The organism is Thermococcus sp. CX2 (assembly GCF_012027555.1).
Taxonomy (GTDB): domain Archaea; phylum Methanobacteriota_B; class Thermococci; order Thermococcales; family Thermococcaceae; genus Thermococcus.
In genome coordinates this window covers 413,603-428,431 of record NZ_SNUQ01000001.1, presented here as the reverse complement: position 1 = coordinate 428,431, position 14,829 = coordinate 413,603, and the positions used below count along the sequence as shown (strand labels likewise).

The 14,829-nt window shown below is 52.9% G+C and carries 16 protein-coding genes and 1 pseudogene; 13 read left to right on the top strand and 4 right to left on the bottom strand.

What is annotated here, in order from left to right:
• The first annotated feature begins 33 nt into the window (after positions 1–33).
• The 5 genes from E3E23_RS02415 (at position 34) to E3E23_RS02395 (ending at position 3,337) form a co-directional block, all read left to right on the top strand.
• Entirely contained in the window at positions 34–621 is a 588-nt protein-coding gene (locus E3E23_RS02415; protein ID WP_167906108.1) for an exosome complex RNA-binding protein Csl4, read from the top strand.
• Positions 622–623: 2 nt separating this feature from the next.
• A complete protein-coding gene (locus E3E23_RS02410; protein WP_167906106.1) occupies positions 624–1,256 on the top strand; it encodes a DUF2067 family protein in 633 nt (210 codons plus the stop codon).
• Positions 1,246–1,533: a DNA-directed RNA polymerase subunit L gene (locus E3E23_RS02405; protein ID WP_167906104.1), complete on the top strand. Its 288-nt coding sequence runs from the start codon at positions 1,246–1,248 to the stop codon at positions 1,531–1,533. The genes E3E23_RS02410 and E3E23_RS02405 overlap by 11 nt, the downstream gene beginning before the upstream one ends.
• A gap of 101 nt (positions 1,534–1,634) precedes the next feature.
• Positions 1,635–2,954: a hypothetical protein gene (locus tag E3E23_RS02400; protein WP_167906102.1), complete on the top strand. Its 1,320-nt coding sequence runs from the start codon at positions 1,635–1,637 to the stop codon at positions 2,952–2,954.
• On the top strand, positions 2,951–3,337 hold the full coding sequence (locus E3E23_RS02395; protein ID WP_167906100.1) for a ribonuclease III family protein: 387 nt from the start codon (positions 2,951–2,953) through the stop codon (positions 3,335–3,337). Before E3E23_RS02400 ends, E3E23_RS02395 begins: the two co-directional genes overlap by 4 nt.
• Here E3E23_RS02395 and E3E23_RS02390 read toward each other — a convergent pair.
• Positions 3,334–4,140 carry a sugar phosphate isomerase/epimerase gene (locus tag E3E23_RS02390; RefSeq protein WP_167906098.1) on the bottom strand — a complete coding sequence of 269 codons (807 nt, stop codon included), beginning with the start codon at positions 4,138–4,140 and terminating at the stop codon, positions 3,334–3,336. The two genes, E3E23_RS02395 and E3E23_RS02390, sit on opposite strands and share 4 nt — an antisense overlap.
• A gap of 93 nt (positions 4,141–4,233) precedes the next feature.
• Here E3E23_RS02390 and sppA point away from each other — a divergent pair, with 93 nt between their 5' ends.
• The 3 genes from sppA to E3E23_RS02375 are packed head-to-tail and all read left to right on the top strand — an operon-like array spanning position 4,234 to position 6,733.
• Positions 4,234–5,241, top strand: coding sequence for a signal peptide peptidase SppA (gene sppA, locus E3E23_RS02385; protein ID WP_167906096.1), 1,008 nt, complete (start codon positions 4,234–4,236; stop codon positions 5,239–5,241).
• A 12-nt stretch (positions 5,242–5,253) separates the two neighbouring features.
• Positions 5,254–5,736, top strand: a complete 483-nt coding sequence (locus tag E3E23_RS02380) for a PH1570 family protein (RefSeq protein WP_167906094.1) — start codon at positions 5,254–5,256, stop codon at positions 5,734–5,736.
• Positions 5,726–6,733, top strand: a complete 1,008-nt coding sequence (locus tag E3E23_RS02375; protein WP_167906092.1) for an AI-2E family transporter — start codon at positions 5,726–5,728, stop codon at positions 6,731–6,733. Before E3E23_RS02380 ends, E3E23_RS02375 begins: the two co-directional genes overlap by 11 nt.
• On the opposite strand, the gene folP is transcribed toward E3E23_RS02375, so the two are convergent.
• Positions 6,711–7,529 (bottom strand): dihydropteroate synthase, encoded by an 819-nt coding sequence (folP, locus tag E3E23_RS02370; protein WP_167906090.1) that lies wholly within the window; start codon positions 7,527–7,529, stop codon positions 6,711–6,713. The genes E3E23_RS02375 and folP overlap by 23 nt on opposite strands.
• 71 nt (positions 7,530–7,600) lie before the next feature.
• Here folP and E3E23_RS02365 point away from each other — a divergent pair, with 71 nt between their 5' ends.
• From E3E23_RS02365 to E3E23_RS02350, 4 genes and pseudogenes are all read left to right on the top strand, one after another.
• Positions 7,601–8,572, top strand: coding sequence for a beta-ribofuranosylaminobenzene 5'-phosphate synthase family protein (locus E3E23_RS02365; protein ID WP_167906612.1), 972 nt, complete (start codon positions 7,601–7,603; stop codon positions 8,570–8,572).
• 1 nt (position 8,573) lies between these two features.
• Entirely contained in the window at positions 8,574–9,365 is a 792-nt protein-coding gene (locus E3E23_RS02360) for an N-glycosylase/DNA lyase (RefSeq protein WP_167906088.1), read from the top strand.
• A 97-nt stretch (positions 9,366–9,462) separates the two neighbouring features.
• Entirely contained in the window at positions 9,463–10,344 is an 882-nt protein-coding gene (locus E3E23_RS02355; RefSeq protein ID WP_167906086.1) for an ABC transporter permease subunit, read from the top strand.
• A pseudogene (locus E3E23_RS02350) lies at positions 10,344–11,269 on the top strand (ATP-binding cassette domain-containing protein). Before E3E23_RS02355 ends, E3E23_RS02350 begins: the two are co-directional and overlap by 1 nt.
• Positions 11,270–11,301: 32 nt before the next feature.
• Here E3E23_RS02350 and E3E23_RS02345 read toward each other — a convergent pair.
• Positions 11,302–12,567: a UbiD family decarboxylase gene (locus E3E23_RS02345; protein ID WP_167906084.1), complete on the bottom strand. Its 1,266-nt coding sequence runs from the start codon at positions 12,565–12,567 to the stop codon at positions 11,302–11,304.
• Positions 12,568–12,642: 75 nt separating this feature from the next.
• On the opposite strand from E3E23_RS02345, the gene E3E23_RS02340 reads away from it, so the two are divergent.
• Positions 12,643–14,016, top strand: a complete 1,374-nt coding sequence (locus tag E3E23_RS02340) for a DEAD/DEAH box helicase (protein WP_167906611.1) — start codon at positions 12,643–12,645, stop codon at positions 14,014–14,016.
• Here the strand turns inward: E3E23_RS02340 and truA are convergent.
• Complete coding sequence (gene truA, locus E3E23_RS02335; RefSeq protein ID WP_167906082.1) at positions 13,987–14,787, bottom strand: tRNA pseudouridine(38-40) synthase TruA; 801 nt, start codon at positions 14,785–14,787, stop codon at positions 13,987–13,989. The two genes, E3E23_RS02340 and truA, sit on opposite strands and share 30 nt — an antisense overlap.
• Between the last annotated feature and the right edge of the window lie 42 nt (positions 14,788–14,829).

The following is a 14,829-nucleotide window of genomic DNA, read 5'->3' as shown; positions in this document are numbered from 1 at the left end:
AATCCGAACCCGAACTCCCTTGGAGGTGGGAGAATGGATGAAAAGAAACGGGTAGAAAACGGCGACCTCGTTCTCCCTGGAGATTATCTCGGCGTCATCGAGGAGTACTTCCCTGGTGATGGTGTTAAAGAGGAGAACGGGGAACTCTACGCGATCAGGCCAGGAAGAGTCAGGATAAATCCAAACAAAATGGAAATAAGCATAGAACCAGTTACGGACACGCCTCCGCTTCCGCAGATAGGAGACATCGTTATAGCCAAGGTCATAGAGGTCAAGCCCCAAGCTGCGATAGTCCAGCTCGTTAGAATCGAGGGCCGGAACGAGAGGGAGATCGCCACATCGAAGCTGGCCGGCATCCACATCTCCCAGGTTAGGGAGGGCTACATCGAGAGCATGACCAACGAGTTCAAGATTGGGGATGTAATCAGGGCCAGGGTAATAGCCAACGAGAAGAGTCCAATACAGCTCTCCACGAAAGGCCATGACCTTGGGGTGGTTTACGCGCTGTGCACACGCTGTAGGGCTCCACTCGTCAGACGCGGGAACCAGCTCGTCTGCCCAAGATGCGGCCACGTCGAGACAAGGAAGCTCTCCTCCCTCTACAGAAAGCTGAAGGTGTGAGCATGGCGAGGGCAAAAAAGGTAATTACAATTCACGTTCAGGACGATAGGGAGAAGGAAGAGTTCCTCAAGGAGCTCCAGAAGCTCCGCCTTCCAGCTTTCATCTACGTCCACGGAAAGCTCAACGACCTCAAGATAAACATACAGGGAACGAAGGAGGAGATCCGCGAGGCGACTTACAAAATCAAGGAGATTCACAACCGCGTGAGGGCTAAGCTCTACCCAGATAGGCGCGGACTCTACCGCTACAATCTCGACGATCTCTTCAGGGGAGCCGGCGCGAGCGTCTCGACACCAATCCTCGTTAAGACCCTTGAGCTCCTCGGGGAAACCGTGGAGGTCAAGAATGGAGAGCTAGTAACGTCGATGCCGTGGGAGGAGATAATTAAACTCGTCGGAAGGCTGGGTGAGTATCTCGGTGATGTTTCCCTCCAGACAACGAGGCAGATACGCGAGGTGATTCTCCCGGTAGCCATCCGTTACAACTTGGATCCCGAGGAAGTTATAGACATCCTGCTGGAACTGGGTCTGGCCGAGTGGAAGGAGGATAAGTTTAAATACGAACTGGTGAAGAACAAGGAGCAGGCGTTGGAGATCCTGCTAAAGCATCTGAAGGGTGAGGAAGATGAAGATTGAGGTCATCAAGCGTGAGGAAAACGTCCTTGAGTTCTACCTTGAGGGTGAGGACCACACCTTTGCCAACCTGCTCAACGAAGTCCTTCACGAGAACGAGCATGTGACCTTTGCCGGCTACACCATCGAGCACCCGGTTCTCATGGCCAGGAAGCCGAAGTTCAGGGTCGTCACCGATGGAAAAGTGACTCCAGAGCAGGCACTTGAAGAGGCTGCCCAGAAGATATTTGACAGGGCGAGGGCCGTTCTCGAGGCCTGGAAAGAGGCCGTTGGCCAGTAAGCCCTCCACCCTTTTTGTTAACCCCCGCTTCCAAAACCCTTAAATCCTGAACTCTTCTAACTTTAAGTTGAAACCTCCCGACCCTCTGTGAGGTGGAATGATTGAAAAGTCCTCCCCCACTGCTTACTGCACTAATCCTAACTGGGCTCGCTGTGAGGCTGGTATTGGCCCCGTATTCAGCTGGCAGTGATTTGGCCCAGTTCTACGGCTTCGCTGGGACAATGCTTGAACATGGAGCCTGCTTTTACTCCTACGCTGATGGGATCGGCCACATCGGGGAGGGCTGGCCGTATCCCTGGCCCTACGTCTACGGCCCGGTTCTGGCTTATCTCTTGGCTTTAATCCGCCGTCTCGTCGGGGGTTCTGTAGAAGCCTTCTGGAGCGATGGGAATTACTACGTCTATGTTGACCCCACATGGGCATTGTCTGTGAAGCTTTTCTTCATCCTTGCAGATGCTCTCGTGGCGCTCCTGCTCTACCGCATGCTCATGTCAAGGGGTGAGAAGAAAGCCTTCTTCCTGACCGCGCTCTATTATTTGAACCCGATGACGATTTACGTCTCCTCCATCTACGGCATGTTTGACGGGCTGGCACTCCTCCTTTTTCTGCTGGGCCTCTACATCTCGACCCTGAAGGAGAATCTCTCCCACGCACTTTACGGCTTTACATTAGCCGTCAAGCACACCCTTCTCTTCCCGGCTCTCGTCTCAGTATGGGACGCCCTTCTAACTGGAAGAGGAGCTGTTAAGAAGCTCGCCCTCTTTCTTCTGGGTGTCTCGCTTCCGTTCCTTCCACTTCTACTCCTCTGTCCTTCGAGCCTCCGCTCGGTACCGGAACTTATGGGTGGGATGTCTATAGGCTACACGCTTCCGATCCCCTACAGCCTAAACGGGGTTTCAAGCCTGGCCACTTACCTCCACCAGACGAGGGGAGCCGAAACCCTTGCCCTTCTGGAGCACTGGTACGTCCCAGCGGCCATTCTGCTCTCCCTCGTTTTTGTGAGGCACTCCTTTGAGGGGAACTTGCTCGTCTCAAGCTCCCTCGCCTATGCCGTTTTCGTGGCGACCTTCTGGAGGGTAAACCCCCAGTACCTTGCCCCCCTCGTGGCGTTCCTGGTTCTGATTGCTTCCCGCGGAAGGGACTTCCCCTCAATCCTTGCCCTTGGAACGGCAATCTACGCTGGGTTCTGGCCGATAATGCAGCCGGCGAGCTTCTGGTTCCATGTGCATCTGAAAAACCCGAACTGGAGAATGGTGCACCTGGTAGACAGTTTAACCCTGAGGATTTTCAAGGACGAGCCGTACGTTGCCTACAGCCTTGGTCTGACGGTTCTTCTTTACCTCATAGTTTTGACCTCGACCGTTCCCCACCTCAAAACCCTTAAAACCTGGCTCTCCAACCGTCTTGGGGTGGGAGCTTGAGATACGAGAGGGACTTCAGGGACAAGGGGCTGTCGAAGTTTGGTGATTCTCTGGTGAACTTCGTCTTCTCGCTGGCGCTGAGCGAATATCTTGGGCGCCCCACCGGCGAGAGGGTTCCGAACGCCTCTCTAAGCATGGCCCTCGAGCTCTCTGGGCTGAGGCACGTGGTTCCACCGAGGACCGACAAGCACGGGAAGGGGGACATAGCCGAGGCCATATTCGCCTACGCCTGGCTTGAGGGTAAGATAACGGTCGAGGAAGCCGTCGAGATTTTGAAGGAAAACTTCACCGAGGATGTTACTCACTTCTCAAGGAGAAAAGAGGCAATAGGAAAGGCCTTTGCAGAGGTTTTCAAGGTAATAAGGGAGAGGCTGGAGCTTTAAAGGCTCGTCAGTAGCTCAATAAGGCCCTGCTTGTTGGGAACCTTGGCGAACTTCTCCGGGTTCTTGACCTTTAGCAGGAGCGGGACGTCACCGAAGAGCCTGAGCACCTTTCCGAAGGGTATGCTTCCCTCGCCGGGTATCAAATGGAGGTCACCGACGCCGTAAGCTAGGGCATCCTCTGGCTCGACCTGCGGGAAGAGCTTTCCGAAGTTGTCGTGTATCATCAGAATGATCGTCTTGTCGGTACCGAGCTTGACGTCCTCGAGGAGCTTGTCTGCATCGCCCTGGGCGCTCAGGAAGGCGTGGGCAACATCCAGGGCAAAGCCAACGTTCTCCCTGTCGACGTTGTCAACGACGTAGAGTGTATCCTTGACGCTGAAGGTGTTTTCGAGGGCTATCTTTATGCCGAATGGGTGCACCATATCGGCAAGCTGCTGTATGGCCTCTATCTCGAGGTCGAGCCTTCCGGTTCTGCCGCTCTGCATGACGATGACCTTGGCACCGAGCTTTATGGCGACGTCGGCCACGGCCCTCGCGACGCGGAAGTGACGCGTGTAGTAGATGTGGTCGCGCAGGTTGACCGAGATCGGCATTCTGACGATGTAGTCGATGCCCACTCCGCGAAGCGTGGTCTCGACGTTTCTGAGCTTCTTCTCAATGACAATGCCGTTCATTATAAGGCCGAGGGTGTGCGGGAAGATTGACACGAAGTCGTAGTTCTTTATCTTGACGTCGGCGAGAATCGATGCGAGCGTCTTGTCCTTCGTGACGAAATGTGGATAAATCGTTACACCTATCTCCATACTATCACCTACACAAGAGTGGAGCGGAGGATATAAAAGCTTAGCGAGGGGCAGGTTTAAAAGTTCCACTTGGGAGTATATGTGGGTGAGCGGATGAGGGAAAACATTTGGAAGTACGTCTCGGCGATTCTTATCCTCCTTCTCGCAACGTCGAGCGTAGCGGTCGTTTTGCTCTACATGCAGAACTCCGAGCTGAGGAGTTACACACCACCGAACGTCACAAGCACGGTCATCGTTGAGAGACCCCTCAACGCGAGCTGCAATTTGACGGCCTATGAGCTGCAGGTAGAGGAGCTCCGGAAGCAGGTGGAATTTCTGAAGGCCCAGCTAAGGGAGCAGAACCTGCCTGAAGGCAACACGACCATAGCAATCGTTCCCATTTTTGGACTCATCGATGAGTATACCTCCCTTAGTATAATCCCCATTCTAAGGGATATCGCTAAAAACGACTCCATAGGGGGGGTCGTTCTCTGGATAGAGAGCCCCGGCGGCTACGTGGGGCCAGTGAGGGAGATATACGCGACCGTGAAGAAGCTTAACATGATAAAGCCAGTCGTGGCCTACACTGGCGGAATAGCGGCCTCCGGCGGCTACTACATAGCGGTCGGTGCGGAGAAGATAATAGCCGACCCGCTCGCTGAAGTGGGAAGCATAGGCGTCATCTACGTCCACTACGACATGGAGCAGAACTACCAGATGAACGGAATAAAGGTTGAGGTCTTCAAGACGGGCCCGTACAAGGACATGGGCGCCGAGTGGAGGGGTCTGACTGAGGAAGAGAAGAACATGATAGCCGAGAGCATCGACACTTACTTCCAGGCCTTCCTGCAAGCGGTCAGCGGCGGCAGGAACATGAGCCTCAACGAGACCAGGGAGTACGCAACTGGAAGAACCTGGTTTGCCATCAACGTGACGGGCACGCTTGTTGATGAGACCGGCGATCTCGACTACGCGGTTAAGGTTTTGGAGGACATGCTCAACGTTACAAACGCGAGGGTGGTGATATATAACAGCCGCTCCTCCTCGGACTTCGGGATATTCGGAAGCATGGCCCTCCTCCTCGACCCCCGCTACGTTAGTCCCTATTTAAGGACGGGCTGAGGGGGTGGGAGCTTGCTGTGCGAAGAGAAGCTGGAAGTGTTTGAGAACGGCTTCGAGGACGGGAAGTTCAACCTCAGGGTGGAGTTCTACGGAAGCGACGCCAGGCGGGTTCTCCTGGCCATCATTAGGGAGCTGTACCTTCCAGATTACGGAGAGGACTACGTCTATCCATTCGAGTGCGCCAAGGAGTTCTGGGGCATCTACATGGATGCTGGAGAAATAATCGCCGAAGACTTCACGCCGAGTCCCATAAAGTTCCTGAACAGGAGTGTGCTCAACAAGCTCGAAAAGGCCCTCGACGAGATAGATGCTCCCGAGGAAGTCAAAGAGGCCATCGATTTTGAGAGCGCGGAGGTTCACAAGCTCAAGAAAGGTTTATTAGCCCTCGGGAAGAACTTCATCCTTGACGAGGGCAGAGGGGTGCTCTTCGTCTTCAACAAGCCCAGCGCCCGCGAGCTGATACTCAAGTACTTGGGGATGGCGGATGGAGCTTGAGGCGGCCATATGGATTGCGATTTCCATCATAATCCTTTACCTCGTATGGGAAACGGTTAGCCCAATCCTTTCTCCTCTAATCATCGCCGTGACCCTTGCCTACATACTCTACCCCTTCCACGAAAGATTGTCCAAGAAGATGGGCAACAAGCTTTCCGCCTTCACCATAACGGCCATCCTCACGGTTATAATGTTCCTCTTTATAATAGGCTTCGTCCTGTGGATGAACGACGTCAAGCGCTCCCTGGCTTACTACCTGGATGGCTTCTTCACATGGCTGCTCACCTTCAATCTTCCGCCTTCACTCTATGAACTCCTCCAGAAGCTTGCGGAGGACATTCCGAAGCGTTTTGAAGAATATATCCTCGGATACACCTATTCCCTTCCTAAACTCTCGCTCCAGGCGATAGTGACGGTCTTTGCATTCTACGGCATTCTTGTCAATGCCAGAACCATCAGGCGTGAGGTCTACTCACTCCTCCCGCCGGAGAACAAGGAACTGGCAATAAAACTCCTTGACAAGGCTGGAGAAACCCTCCACACTCTCCTGCGTGGCTGGCTCTCCCTCAGCGTCCTCAAGGGAATCTTCACCGCGGCGGGCTTTTTGCTCTTTGGAATGGCCGATATGGGCGGTGCCATAGCCGCTGGAATTTTCACCATAATCTTTGAGCTCCTCCCGGTCTTCGGCGGCTGGGTGGTTTGGCTCGCAGGGATGATCTACCTTATCAACGGAGGTCAGATTATTTCCGGACTGTTATTTGCGCTCTACGGTGTGGTGTTTATCTCGCCGCTCCCCGATATCGTCCTCAAGCCCAGAATAACCGTTAGGGAGCGGGGTGTCAACGCCCTCATCTCGCTCATCGGAATCTTCGGAGGACTGCTGGCTTTTGGATTCGTAGGAATCATAATCGGACCCGTTGCCCTTGGTCTGTTCGCGACCCTCGTTGATGAGTGGAAAGAAACGAAGAAGAAAATTAAGGCGCAAACCGCCTTATGAATTCCGCCATCCTCACAGCGTCGAGGGTTTCCTTGACGTCGTGGGTTCTGATGATGTTTGCCCCATTGAAAACTGCTATGGCCGTGGCGCTTAGGCTCCCGGGGAGTCTCTCGTTTGGATCCTTCCTCCCCGTTATTGCGCCTATGAAGGACTTCCTGGATACGCCCACCAGAATGGGCTTTCCGAATATCTTGAGCATATTGAGGTTGGCTATGACTTTAGAATCCCATTCGTACCAGGGGGGCCACTCCGGACGGAGAAATCCGATGGCTGGATCCACTGCAACCTCCTCAATGCCGTGCTTTTCCGCTATTACGAGGCTTTCTTGGAGGAAGTCCATGACAGTGTGGATGGGGTCGCTCAGGTTTTTGACCTCGCCGTGGGCGCAGACTATCACCGGAGCGTTGTATTCCCTGGCTATTTCGGCCATCTTGGGGTCTCCTTTAAGGCCGGTGACGTCGTTGATTACGTCCGCTCCCGCCTTCAGGGCTTCTTCTGCCACCTTGGCGCTGGTGGTGTCTATGCTTATCGGGACTTCAACGTGCTCGCGGATGGTCTTTATTGCCCAGACTGCCCGCCTTACCTCCTCCTCCAAAGGAATCTGCGTTTCAAGATACGGGGCAGTGGATTTTGCCCCAATGTCAATGAAGGAGGCGCCGTCCTCGACCATTTTCACGGCTGTTTCAATCAGTTTCTCCTCGTCGTTCCTGACGCTTCCCTTGTAGAAGCTCTCCGGCGAGACGTTAATGACGCCCATTATCTTTGGCTCTGAGAGGTCTATTCCTGCGAACTTCATGGTACTCACCCCCTCAAGAGTACAGCGCTGGGTATAAAAGGACTTTTGCCCTTTCAGTTTTGGTGGTGTTCATGATAATCCGTACTCCCAGGAGGCTCCACCTCGGCCTTATAGACCCCTCCGCAACGCTCGGAAGACGATTCGGAAGCCTTGGCGTTGCCCTGGAAGGAGGCTACGAGATTAAAATCATCGAAAACGACACTATGGAGATAGTAGCTGAAGGTGAGGATAGAGAGACGATAGAGTTCACAATAAAGAGGATGAACTCACGCTACGAGGTCGGCGTGAACTACCTTGTCGAAGTCAGGAAATCGATTCCCAGACATGTGGGCTTAGGCTCAACCACACAGCTCAGTCTGGCCGTTGCAATGGGGATAGCAAAGCTCAGAGGGTTGAACGTTTCAGTTGAAGAGCTTGCCAGGATTCTTGGCAGGGGGAGGAACGGAGGGGCCGGGATCTATGCTTTCAAGCATGGGGGATTTGTGATAGACGGCGGCGTGAAGGGGGACATACCTCCGCTCATCTTCCGTGAGGACTTTCCAGAGAACTGGGCGTTTCTGCTGATAACGCCCGACCTCAGGCCGGGACTGGATGAGAAGGAGGAAAAGCCCGTTATGGCGCGAATGACGGGAAGGGTTGACGTTGCGATGGAGATATCTTACAGAATCCTGCTCGGTCTCCTGCCCGCGCTGAGGGAGAGGAACATAAAGGTCTTCGGCGAGCACTTGAGTGCCATCCAGAGACTCGTCGGGAAGCACTTCGAGGCCTACCAGGGAGGAGAATTCAGGGAAGATGTAAAGCTCATCTTGGACTTCCTCGCCCAAAAAACCTACGGCTACGGTCAGAGCTCGTGGGGACCAACCGTCTATGGGCTGATACTCAAGGGAGAGTTCGCGAGACTCAGCGCAGAGGCTCACGACTACTTGAGGGAGCACGGGATAAAAGCGCGGATTGAGCTTGGCCTTCCGAGAAACAGGGGTGCCGAGGTAGTTGAGGAGAACGCCTTCCTCCAAAGGATTCTGCGGAACGTGGCAGGTGAGTGAAGTGACGCTGGACAGGTTCCTCAGGGTAAAGTACAAGACCGACGAAGCAAAGGTCTTCCGCTTAAAGGAAATCCTTAGTGAGCTCGGCATCGAGTGTGCGAGGACCATCGAGGAAAAGGTTGACCTGCAGTTCCCTGCGCTGGAGAATCTCCATAAAAACCTGAAGGACAGCGAGCTCTTCATTAAACTGGTCATAGCGAATGCGATAGTGAGCTACCAGCTGACTGCGACCGGGGAGGAGTGGTGGTGGGAGTTTTCGATGCATTTCTCGAGAAATCCACCACGGGAGGGCATAGCCAAGGCCTATTCAGAGTTCCTCCCAGCTTCGAAAACCAACAGGCGATTGGTCTCCGGGAAGGTAAGAAGACTGCAGAAGCTGGAGCCGTTTCTGGAAAAGCTGAGTCTGGAAGACCTTAAGGGGTATTACTTCACTGGAATGAGCGCCCTGAGGGACGACCTCGCTCAGGTTCTCGGTTCGAAGAGGAGCGCCAAAACCATAGTCTTTGCCGTCAAGATGTTCGGCTACGCTGGGAGAATAGCCTTTGGCGAGTTTGTTTCCTATCCAACAGAGATAGAGATTCCCGATGACGTCAGGATAAACGCCTACACGAAGCGCTTCACGAATGAGCCGCCGGTAAGGTTTTGGAGCAGAATAGCTGAGGAGGTTGGCATTCCACCGCTCCACATTGACTCAATCCTGTGGCCGGTCTTGGGAAGACACAGGGAAGTGATGGAGAGGCTCAAAAAATACTGCCCAAGGGCGGATCTCGTTTTTGAACTGGCGACTCTTTGATGTATAACCTCTTTTTGAGAAAAATTTTTATACTCCGCTATTTAGTTGTAATTGAAAGCTATTCGCGATAATGCTCGCGACTGTAGAGGTGATTCATATGTGGTGGGGATTTCAGCTTGAGTTTAAGCAGAGCCTTCGAACAAAGAAGCTCTGGGTGATACTCGGCACAATGGCGCTTCTCTACATCCCCGTGTTCTACATCATGAAGAGTGCGGGTGTACAGGATTTCACCACCGAGGAGGCCATGTCGTTTCTGATACAGTTCGTCACAGGCATGGCGGGGTTCTTCATTGGGATACTCGCCCTGCTCATGGGCGCGACAGCAATAAACAGTGAGATAGAGAAAGGCACCCTTCGCGTTGCGATGAGCAAGCCCATAAAGAGGCTCAGCTACATAGGCGGCAAGTTTTTCGCCCACGCGGTGGTTCTCCTCATAGCCCTGCTCATATCAACTCTCATCGGGGTGCTGGGTGTTGTCTACCTCGGTGTGCCCCTGAGCGGCCAGCTCGTGACAGACGTTCTGCTTCTCAATATGCTCCTTCTCCTAGCAATGCTCCAGCTCGTTGCCCTTGGCTACATTCTTTCCACGGTAATAAAGTCCTCGAGCTCAGCCCTTGGGGCCGCGCTGGTTCTGGTCTTCGTGATGTTCCTCATAGTCCCCAACATCGTTGGATACATGGTGTTTAAGGAAGCCATGGACAACCCCGACATGAGCATGACTGAGCTCAAACAGCTGCAGAAGGACTACACCACCAAATACCTCTTCTACGTCCCGACATCACAGGTTGGCGTCATCACTGGAGACGTTGGAACTGTTTCAGATGGAAGATTCGGGGATTACGGAGATGTTAACACTGAATACAAGGGCATGGCATACGCCATAAGCAACAACCTCGTGAACTTCGCGATAATTGTTGTGATGACACTTCTCTACCTGGGCATCGGATTCTACAGGTTCAGCAGGATGGATCTGAGGTGATGATAATGGTACTGAAAATCGAGAACCTTGTTAAGGTTTATAAGGACGTTAGGGCTCTGGACGGTCTCGATCTTGAAGTGAAGAAGGGTCAGATTTACGGTTTCCTCGGCCCGAACGGTGCTGGAAAGAGCACGACTATCCTGAGCGTTCTTGGTCTTATCTTTCCCCAGGAGGGTAGGATAGAACTCTTTGGAGAGGAAGTCTTCCGAAACGGGAAATACGATGAGAGCAAGCTCGTTGAGGCCAAGAGGAGAATCGGCTACATGCCTGAGCACGCTACTCTGTGGGACTTCCTCACGCCGATGCAGACCCTTGACATAATAGGCGAGGCCTTTGGGATACCAAGCCCGAAAGGGAAAAACAGGCGAGGGAACTGCTCGAGCTCCTCAACCTATGGGAGGTCAGGGATAAGAAGGTGGGCAAGTTCTCCAAGGGAATGCAGCAGAGACTCCTCCTCGCCCAGGCCCTAATGAACGATCCGGAGCTGCTCATCCTCGATGAGCCTATGACGGGCCTCGACCCAACAGGGATAGCGGAGTTTAAGGGGATAATCAGGGAGCAGAAGAAGGCTGGAAAGACGGTGTTCTTCTCCTCGCACATCCTCGCACACGTCGAGGAGATATGCGACACAGTGGGAGTAATCGTGAAGGGCAAACTCCGCGTGGAGGACAAACTTGACAACATTAAGCGCGAGTTCCTCCAGAGGGCAGGATACACCATAGTCCTTGAGACCAACAGGCCGGTTGACTTCAGCGGCGTTGAGTGGAAAGTCACACCCCTCGGGGAGAAGAAATACCGCATCGTCGCGCCTGGAGACATCAGGGAGGCAGTTCATGACTTCGTGGCGGCACAGGGCGCTAAGGTACTTACGATGCAGGTCAAGGAGCCCAGCCTCGAGGAGATTTTCCTTAAGATGGTCGAATGACTTGGCATAAAAAGTGAAGTGAACTGGGAGGTCTAAATCTTAGCCCTCTCGAATTCCTCTTTTCTATCGAGCGGCTTTGTGGCGTCGATGCCCCACTTGGCTGTAAGGCTCCTCTCAGCAGAGGGGTCGAGGGAGCTTCCCCTCGCGTTCGGGATTACCACGAGATCCCTATCGGCTTGGAAGCGAGTGGCTACCGCCCACTCCACTTCTCTATCATCATAGATGTCGATGTCTTCATCAACGACGATGACGTGCTTGAGCGAGGGATGGCCAGTGAAGGCCGCTAGGATGGCGTTTTTACCGTCGCCATCGTGCTGCTTGGTTATGCTGACCACTGCATGGAGCCACATCGCTCCGCCTTCAGTCAAACGGACCCCGTGAACCTTTGGAACGACCCGTTTCACGCTGGCATAGATTTGGGGCTCCTTGGGGAGTCCCATCAGCATGTAGTGCTCATAACCTCCTGGGAGGAGGGCATGGAATATCGGCTCGTCAACGTGGTACATCCTCTCGAAGACCACCACAGGCTGCTTTCTAACATAGTCGTAGGTTCCGGTGATGTCCACAAAGGGACCCTCGTCCGTTAGTTCGGGAAGTATCTTTGCCTCGAAGACGAACTCGCTCTCCACTGGTACAGGAATCCCGTTGAGGTCAACGACCTCTAAGGGCTTTCCGAAGGTTCTTTGGCTTATGGCGGATGCTATCTCAAGCTCACTTACGCCGTAGGCGACGCTGGTTGCTCCAGCCAAAAGCAGGTGAATGGGGTTGCCTACGACTATTCTAACGTTCAGTGCTTCGCCATGTTCCATTTTGTCCTTCCACATCGAATAGAGGTGCCTAGGTACGAGCCTTATCGCAACGCGCTTATCATCGAACACCATCATTCTGTGGAACGACATATTTACGAAACCGTTCTCGTCCTTTGCAATTACCATTGCGGAGGTAAAGTACTGGCCCCCATCCTTCGGGAAGTACTTGGGAATTGGGAGCTCCTTAAGGGAAAAGTCTTTCGTTGAGTTCTTCATAAAAGGGGCCTTCTCGGCCTTTTGGTATGGCATGGGATTCTCCATGGCCTCTGCCATGAGATGGAGGATTTCCCCCTTCTCCACACCGAGATAGTCCGCTATCCTTTCCCTCTTTGACCAGATGTTTCCAACAACTTGCCAGCCATCAACGTCCTTAAAGAGCACTGGCCGATCTCTGTACTTCATCAGGTAGCGGGTTACCTCGAGCTCTTTGCTAACCGGCCTCTCGATGACCACGGTATCATCAAAATGTTCGATGATCTCTCTCAGCATTTTACCACCTTAGACTACTGTTCCAAAAGGTCTATAAAGGCTTTTTCCAGAACTCTTGTCTGATTGATCATGCCCGTGGTTGTCCTTCGTATTCCTGACGGTTCCGCATTGGTGCACGTAGAGAAGGCAGATCCACAGGTTTACTTTAGAATATACGAGCTACTGACGTATAGAAAGGATTTCGGCAAGTGGGAGAAGCCCGAGAGCCTCTACGATCCCTACGAGAAGACTTTCCCTGTTGGTGTGCTTCCAAGGGTGAAGAAGTTCCTTAACTCCAAGGGCTACCGCGTCAGGGTAAAGGACGAGCGAGAGATTGGGGGCGTTAAGCTCAACTCGACTTGGAACGAGGACTACATTATGAGACGGTATCAGCAGAGAGCCGTTAAAAAGGCTTTGAAGGAGAAAATGGGTGTTCTTTCACTTCCAGTTGGTAGCGGAAAGACTGTAGTTGGGCTGAGGATAATCCACGAGCTTGACCTTTCGGCTCTCATTGTCGTTCACACCAAAGAGCTCCTCTATCAGTGGGCGGATAAGGTGCACGAGGTTCTCGGTGTCGAGCCGGGAATTGTTGGAGACAACAAGTGGGAAGAAAAAGCCGTAACCATAGCGATGATCCAGACACTCCTCTCAAGAGGCGCTGATAAGCTCCAGAACAACTACGCAATAGTCATGTTCGATGAGTGCCACAGAACCTCTGCAGCTGAGAAGTTTTACAAGCTGGGTCTCTCTCTACCCCAGGTCTACCGTTTTGGACTCTCTGCTACTCCCTGGAGGCGCGTTAAAGGGGAAGAAATCAAGATCGAGGCAGTTGTTGGTCCAACGATATTTGAGGTTCGTGCTGAGGATCTCATCAAGGAAAGCTTTCTGGCAAAACCGCGCTTCGAGATAATAACCTATGAGTCGACCATGCCTTCATTCAGTGAGCGCTATAAGGAGCTCTACGAGGATATGATAATGAACAACGACGAGAGGAACAGGGCAATAATCAAGAAGGCTGTGGAGCTGGCCAAGAAGGGCCACAGAGTCCTCATAGACGTTAAAAGGATAGAGCACGGTAAGATACTAAAGGAGATGCTCGCGAAGGAGGGCATAAAAGCGGAATTCCTCAGTTCCAAGAGTCCCAACCGCTGGGAGATTCTCGAGGGCTTCAAGGAAGGTAGCATACCTGTCCTCGTGTCAACCCTGCTGAAAGAGGGTGTCGACATACCTGAAATCTCGGCGATAATTCTTGCTGGAGGCGGGAAGAGCGACATCATGACCATCCAAACCATAGGCAGAGCTCTTAGACCGAAAAAGGGTATGAAAGCCGTCATTGTGGACGTTCAGGACGACGATCCCCTGCTCTTTACGCACTTCCTTGAGCGGCAGAAGGCCCTCAAGCAGTACTACGGCAAGTACTATGACAGGGAAATGGAGAGATCAAAGGCCAAGAAGAAGGTCACCAAATAGGGCTGCCCTTGTTAGGGCCTCGGAATAGCGCTCAAAGAGGTCACGTTTCGCTTTTTTAATCCCCCTTTCATCCGCGGAAAATTTAACCCCCTCATATTCTATTCTCCAGAGCACGAGGCCCTCTGGCCTCGCTGGCGGTATCTTCTTGGAGTACTCCCCCCTGAGCATGCCCTCGATTTCCCTCTCCGTCAGGATACCCAGTCCGCAAAATCGGAGTGCATTGACTATCCTCCTGGCCATTTCCCAGAGGAAGCTTTTCCCTTCAAGCTCGATGATGTAGTAGCCCTGGCGTTTAATCACTTCCACCCTCGTGAGTTCCCTCACTGGGTCTCTGTGGGGTTCGAGCTTTGCAAAGGCTGAAAAATTGTGGGTTCCGACGAATAGCCCCGCGCACTCCCGCATTGCTTCTACATCAAAGCCTTCATCGACGAGGTAGTACCTGTAGGTCTTGGACTTCGCCCAGAAACGTGGGTGGAAGTCCTCGGGAACCTCAGCAACCCCAAGAACCCAGACGTCCCTAAGATGGTGATTGAGGATTTCAGGCCTTGCCAAGCGAGAATTTTCTGTGTCGAAAGAGACGACATTGAAGAAAGCCGAAACGCCCCTGTCAGTTCTCGAGGCACCCTTGAAGTTGGAGCTTTCGGCATCGTCGATTATTCCAAGCTTGGTGAGAACCCTGATGAGTTCTCCCTCAACGGTTCTAAGGTCCGGTTGCCTTTGGAATCCGTAAAAAGCTGTTCCATCGTAGGCTATGCGAAGGGCAAGTCTCATGGTCTGGAGTTGTTAGGTAAAGTTAAAGCCTTTTTGGTGCTT

Coding starts and splice junctions, on each gene's coding strand:
- E3E23_RS02415 (WP_167906108.1), top strand. CDS start 34: ATGGATGAAAAGAAACGGGTAGAAAACGGCGACCTCGTTCTCCCTGGA.
- E3E23_RS02410 (WP_167906106.1), top strand. CDS start 624: ATGGCGAGGGCAAAAAAGGTAATTACAATTCACGTTCAGGACGATAGG.
- E3E23_RS02405 (WP_167906104.1), top strand. CDS start 1,246: ATGAAGATTGAGGTCATCAAGCGTGAGGAAAACGTCCTTGAGTTCTAC.
- E3E23_RS02390 (WP_167906098.1), bottom strand. CDS start 4,140: ATGGAGATAGGTGTAACGATTTATCCACATTTCGTCACGAAGGACAAG.
- sppA (WP_167906096.1), top strand. CDS start 4,234: ATGAGGGAAAACATTTGGAAGTACGTCTCGGCGATTCTTATCCTCCTT.
- E3E23_RS02375 (WP_167906092.1), top strand. CDS start 5,726: ATGGAGCTTGAGGCGGCCATATGGATTGCGATTTCCATCATAATCCTT.
- folP (WP_167906090.1), bottom strand. CDS start 7,529: ATGAAGTTCGCAGGAATAGACCTCTCAGAGCCAAAGATAATGGGCGTC.
- E3E23_RS02365 (WP_167906612.1), top strand. CDS start 7,601: ATGATAATCCGTACTCCCAGGAGGCTCCACCTCGGCCTTATAGACCCC.
- E3E23_RS02355 (WP_167906086.1), top strand. CDS start 9,463: ATGTGGTGGGGATTTCAGCTTGAGTTTAAGCAGAGCCTTCGAACAAAG.
- E3E23_RS02345 (WP_167906084.1), bottom strand. CDS start 12,567: ATGCTGAGAGAGATCATCGAACATTTTGATGATACCGTGGTCATCGAG.
- truA (WP_167906082.1), bottom strand. CDS start 14,787: ATGAGACTTGCCCTTCGCATAGCCTACGATGGAACAGCTTTTTACGGA.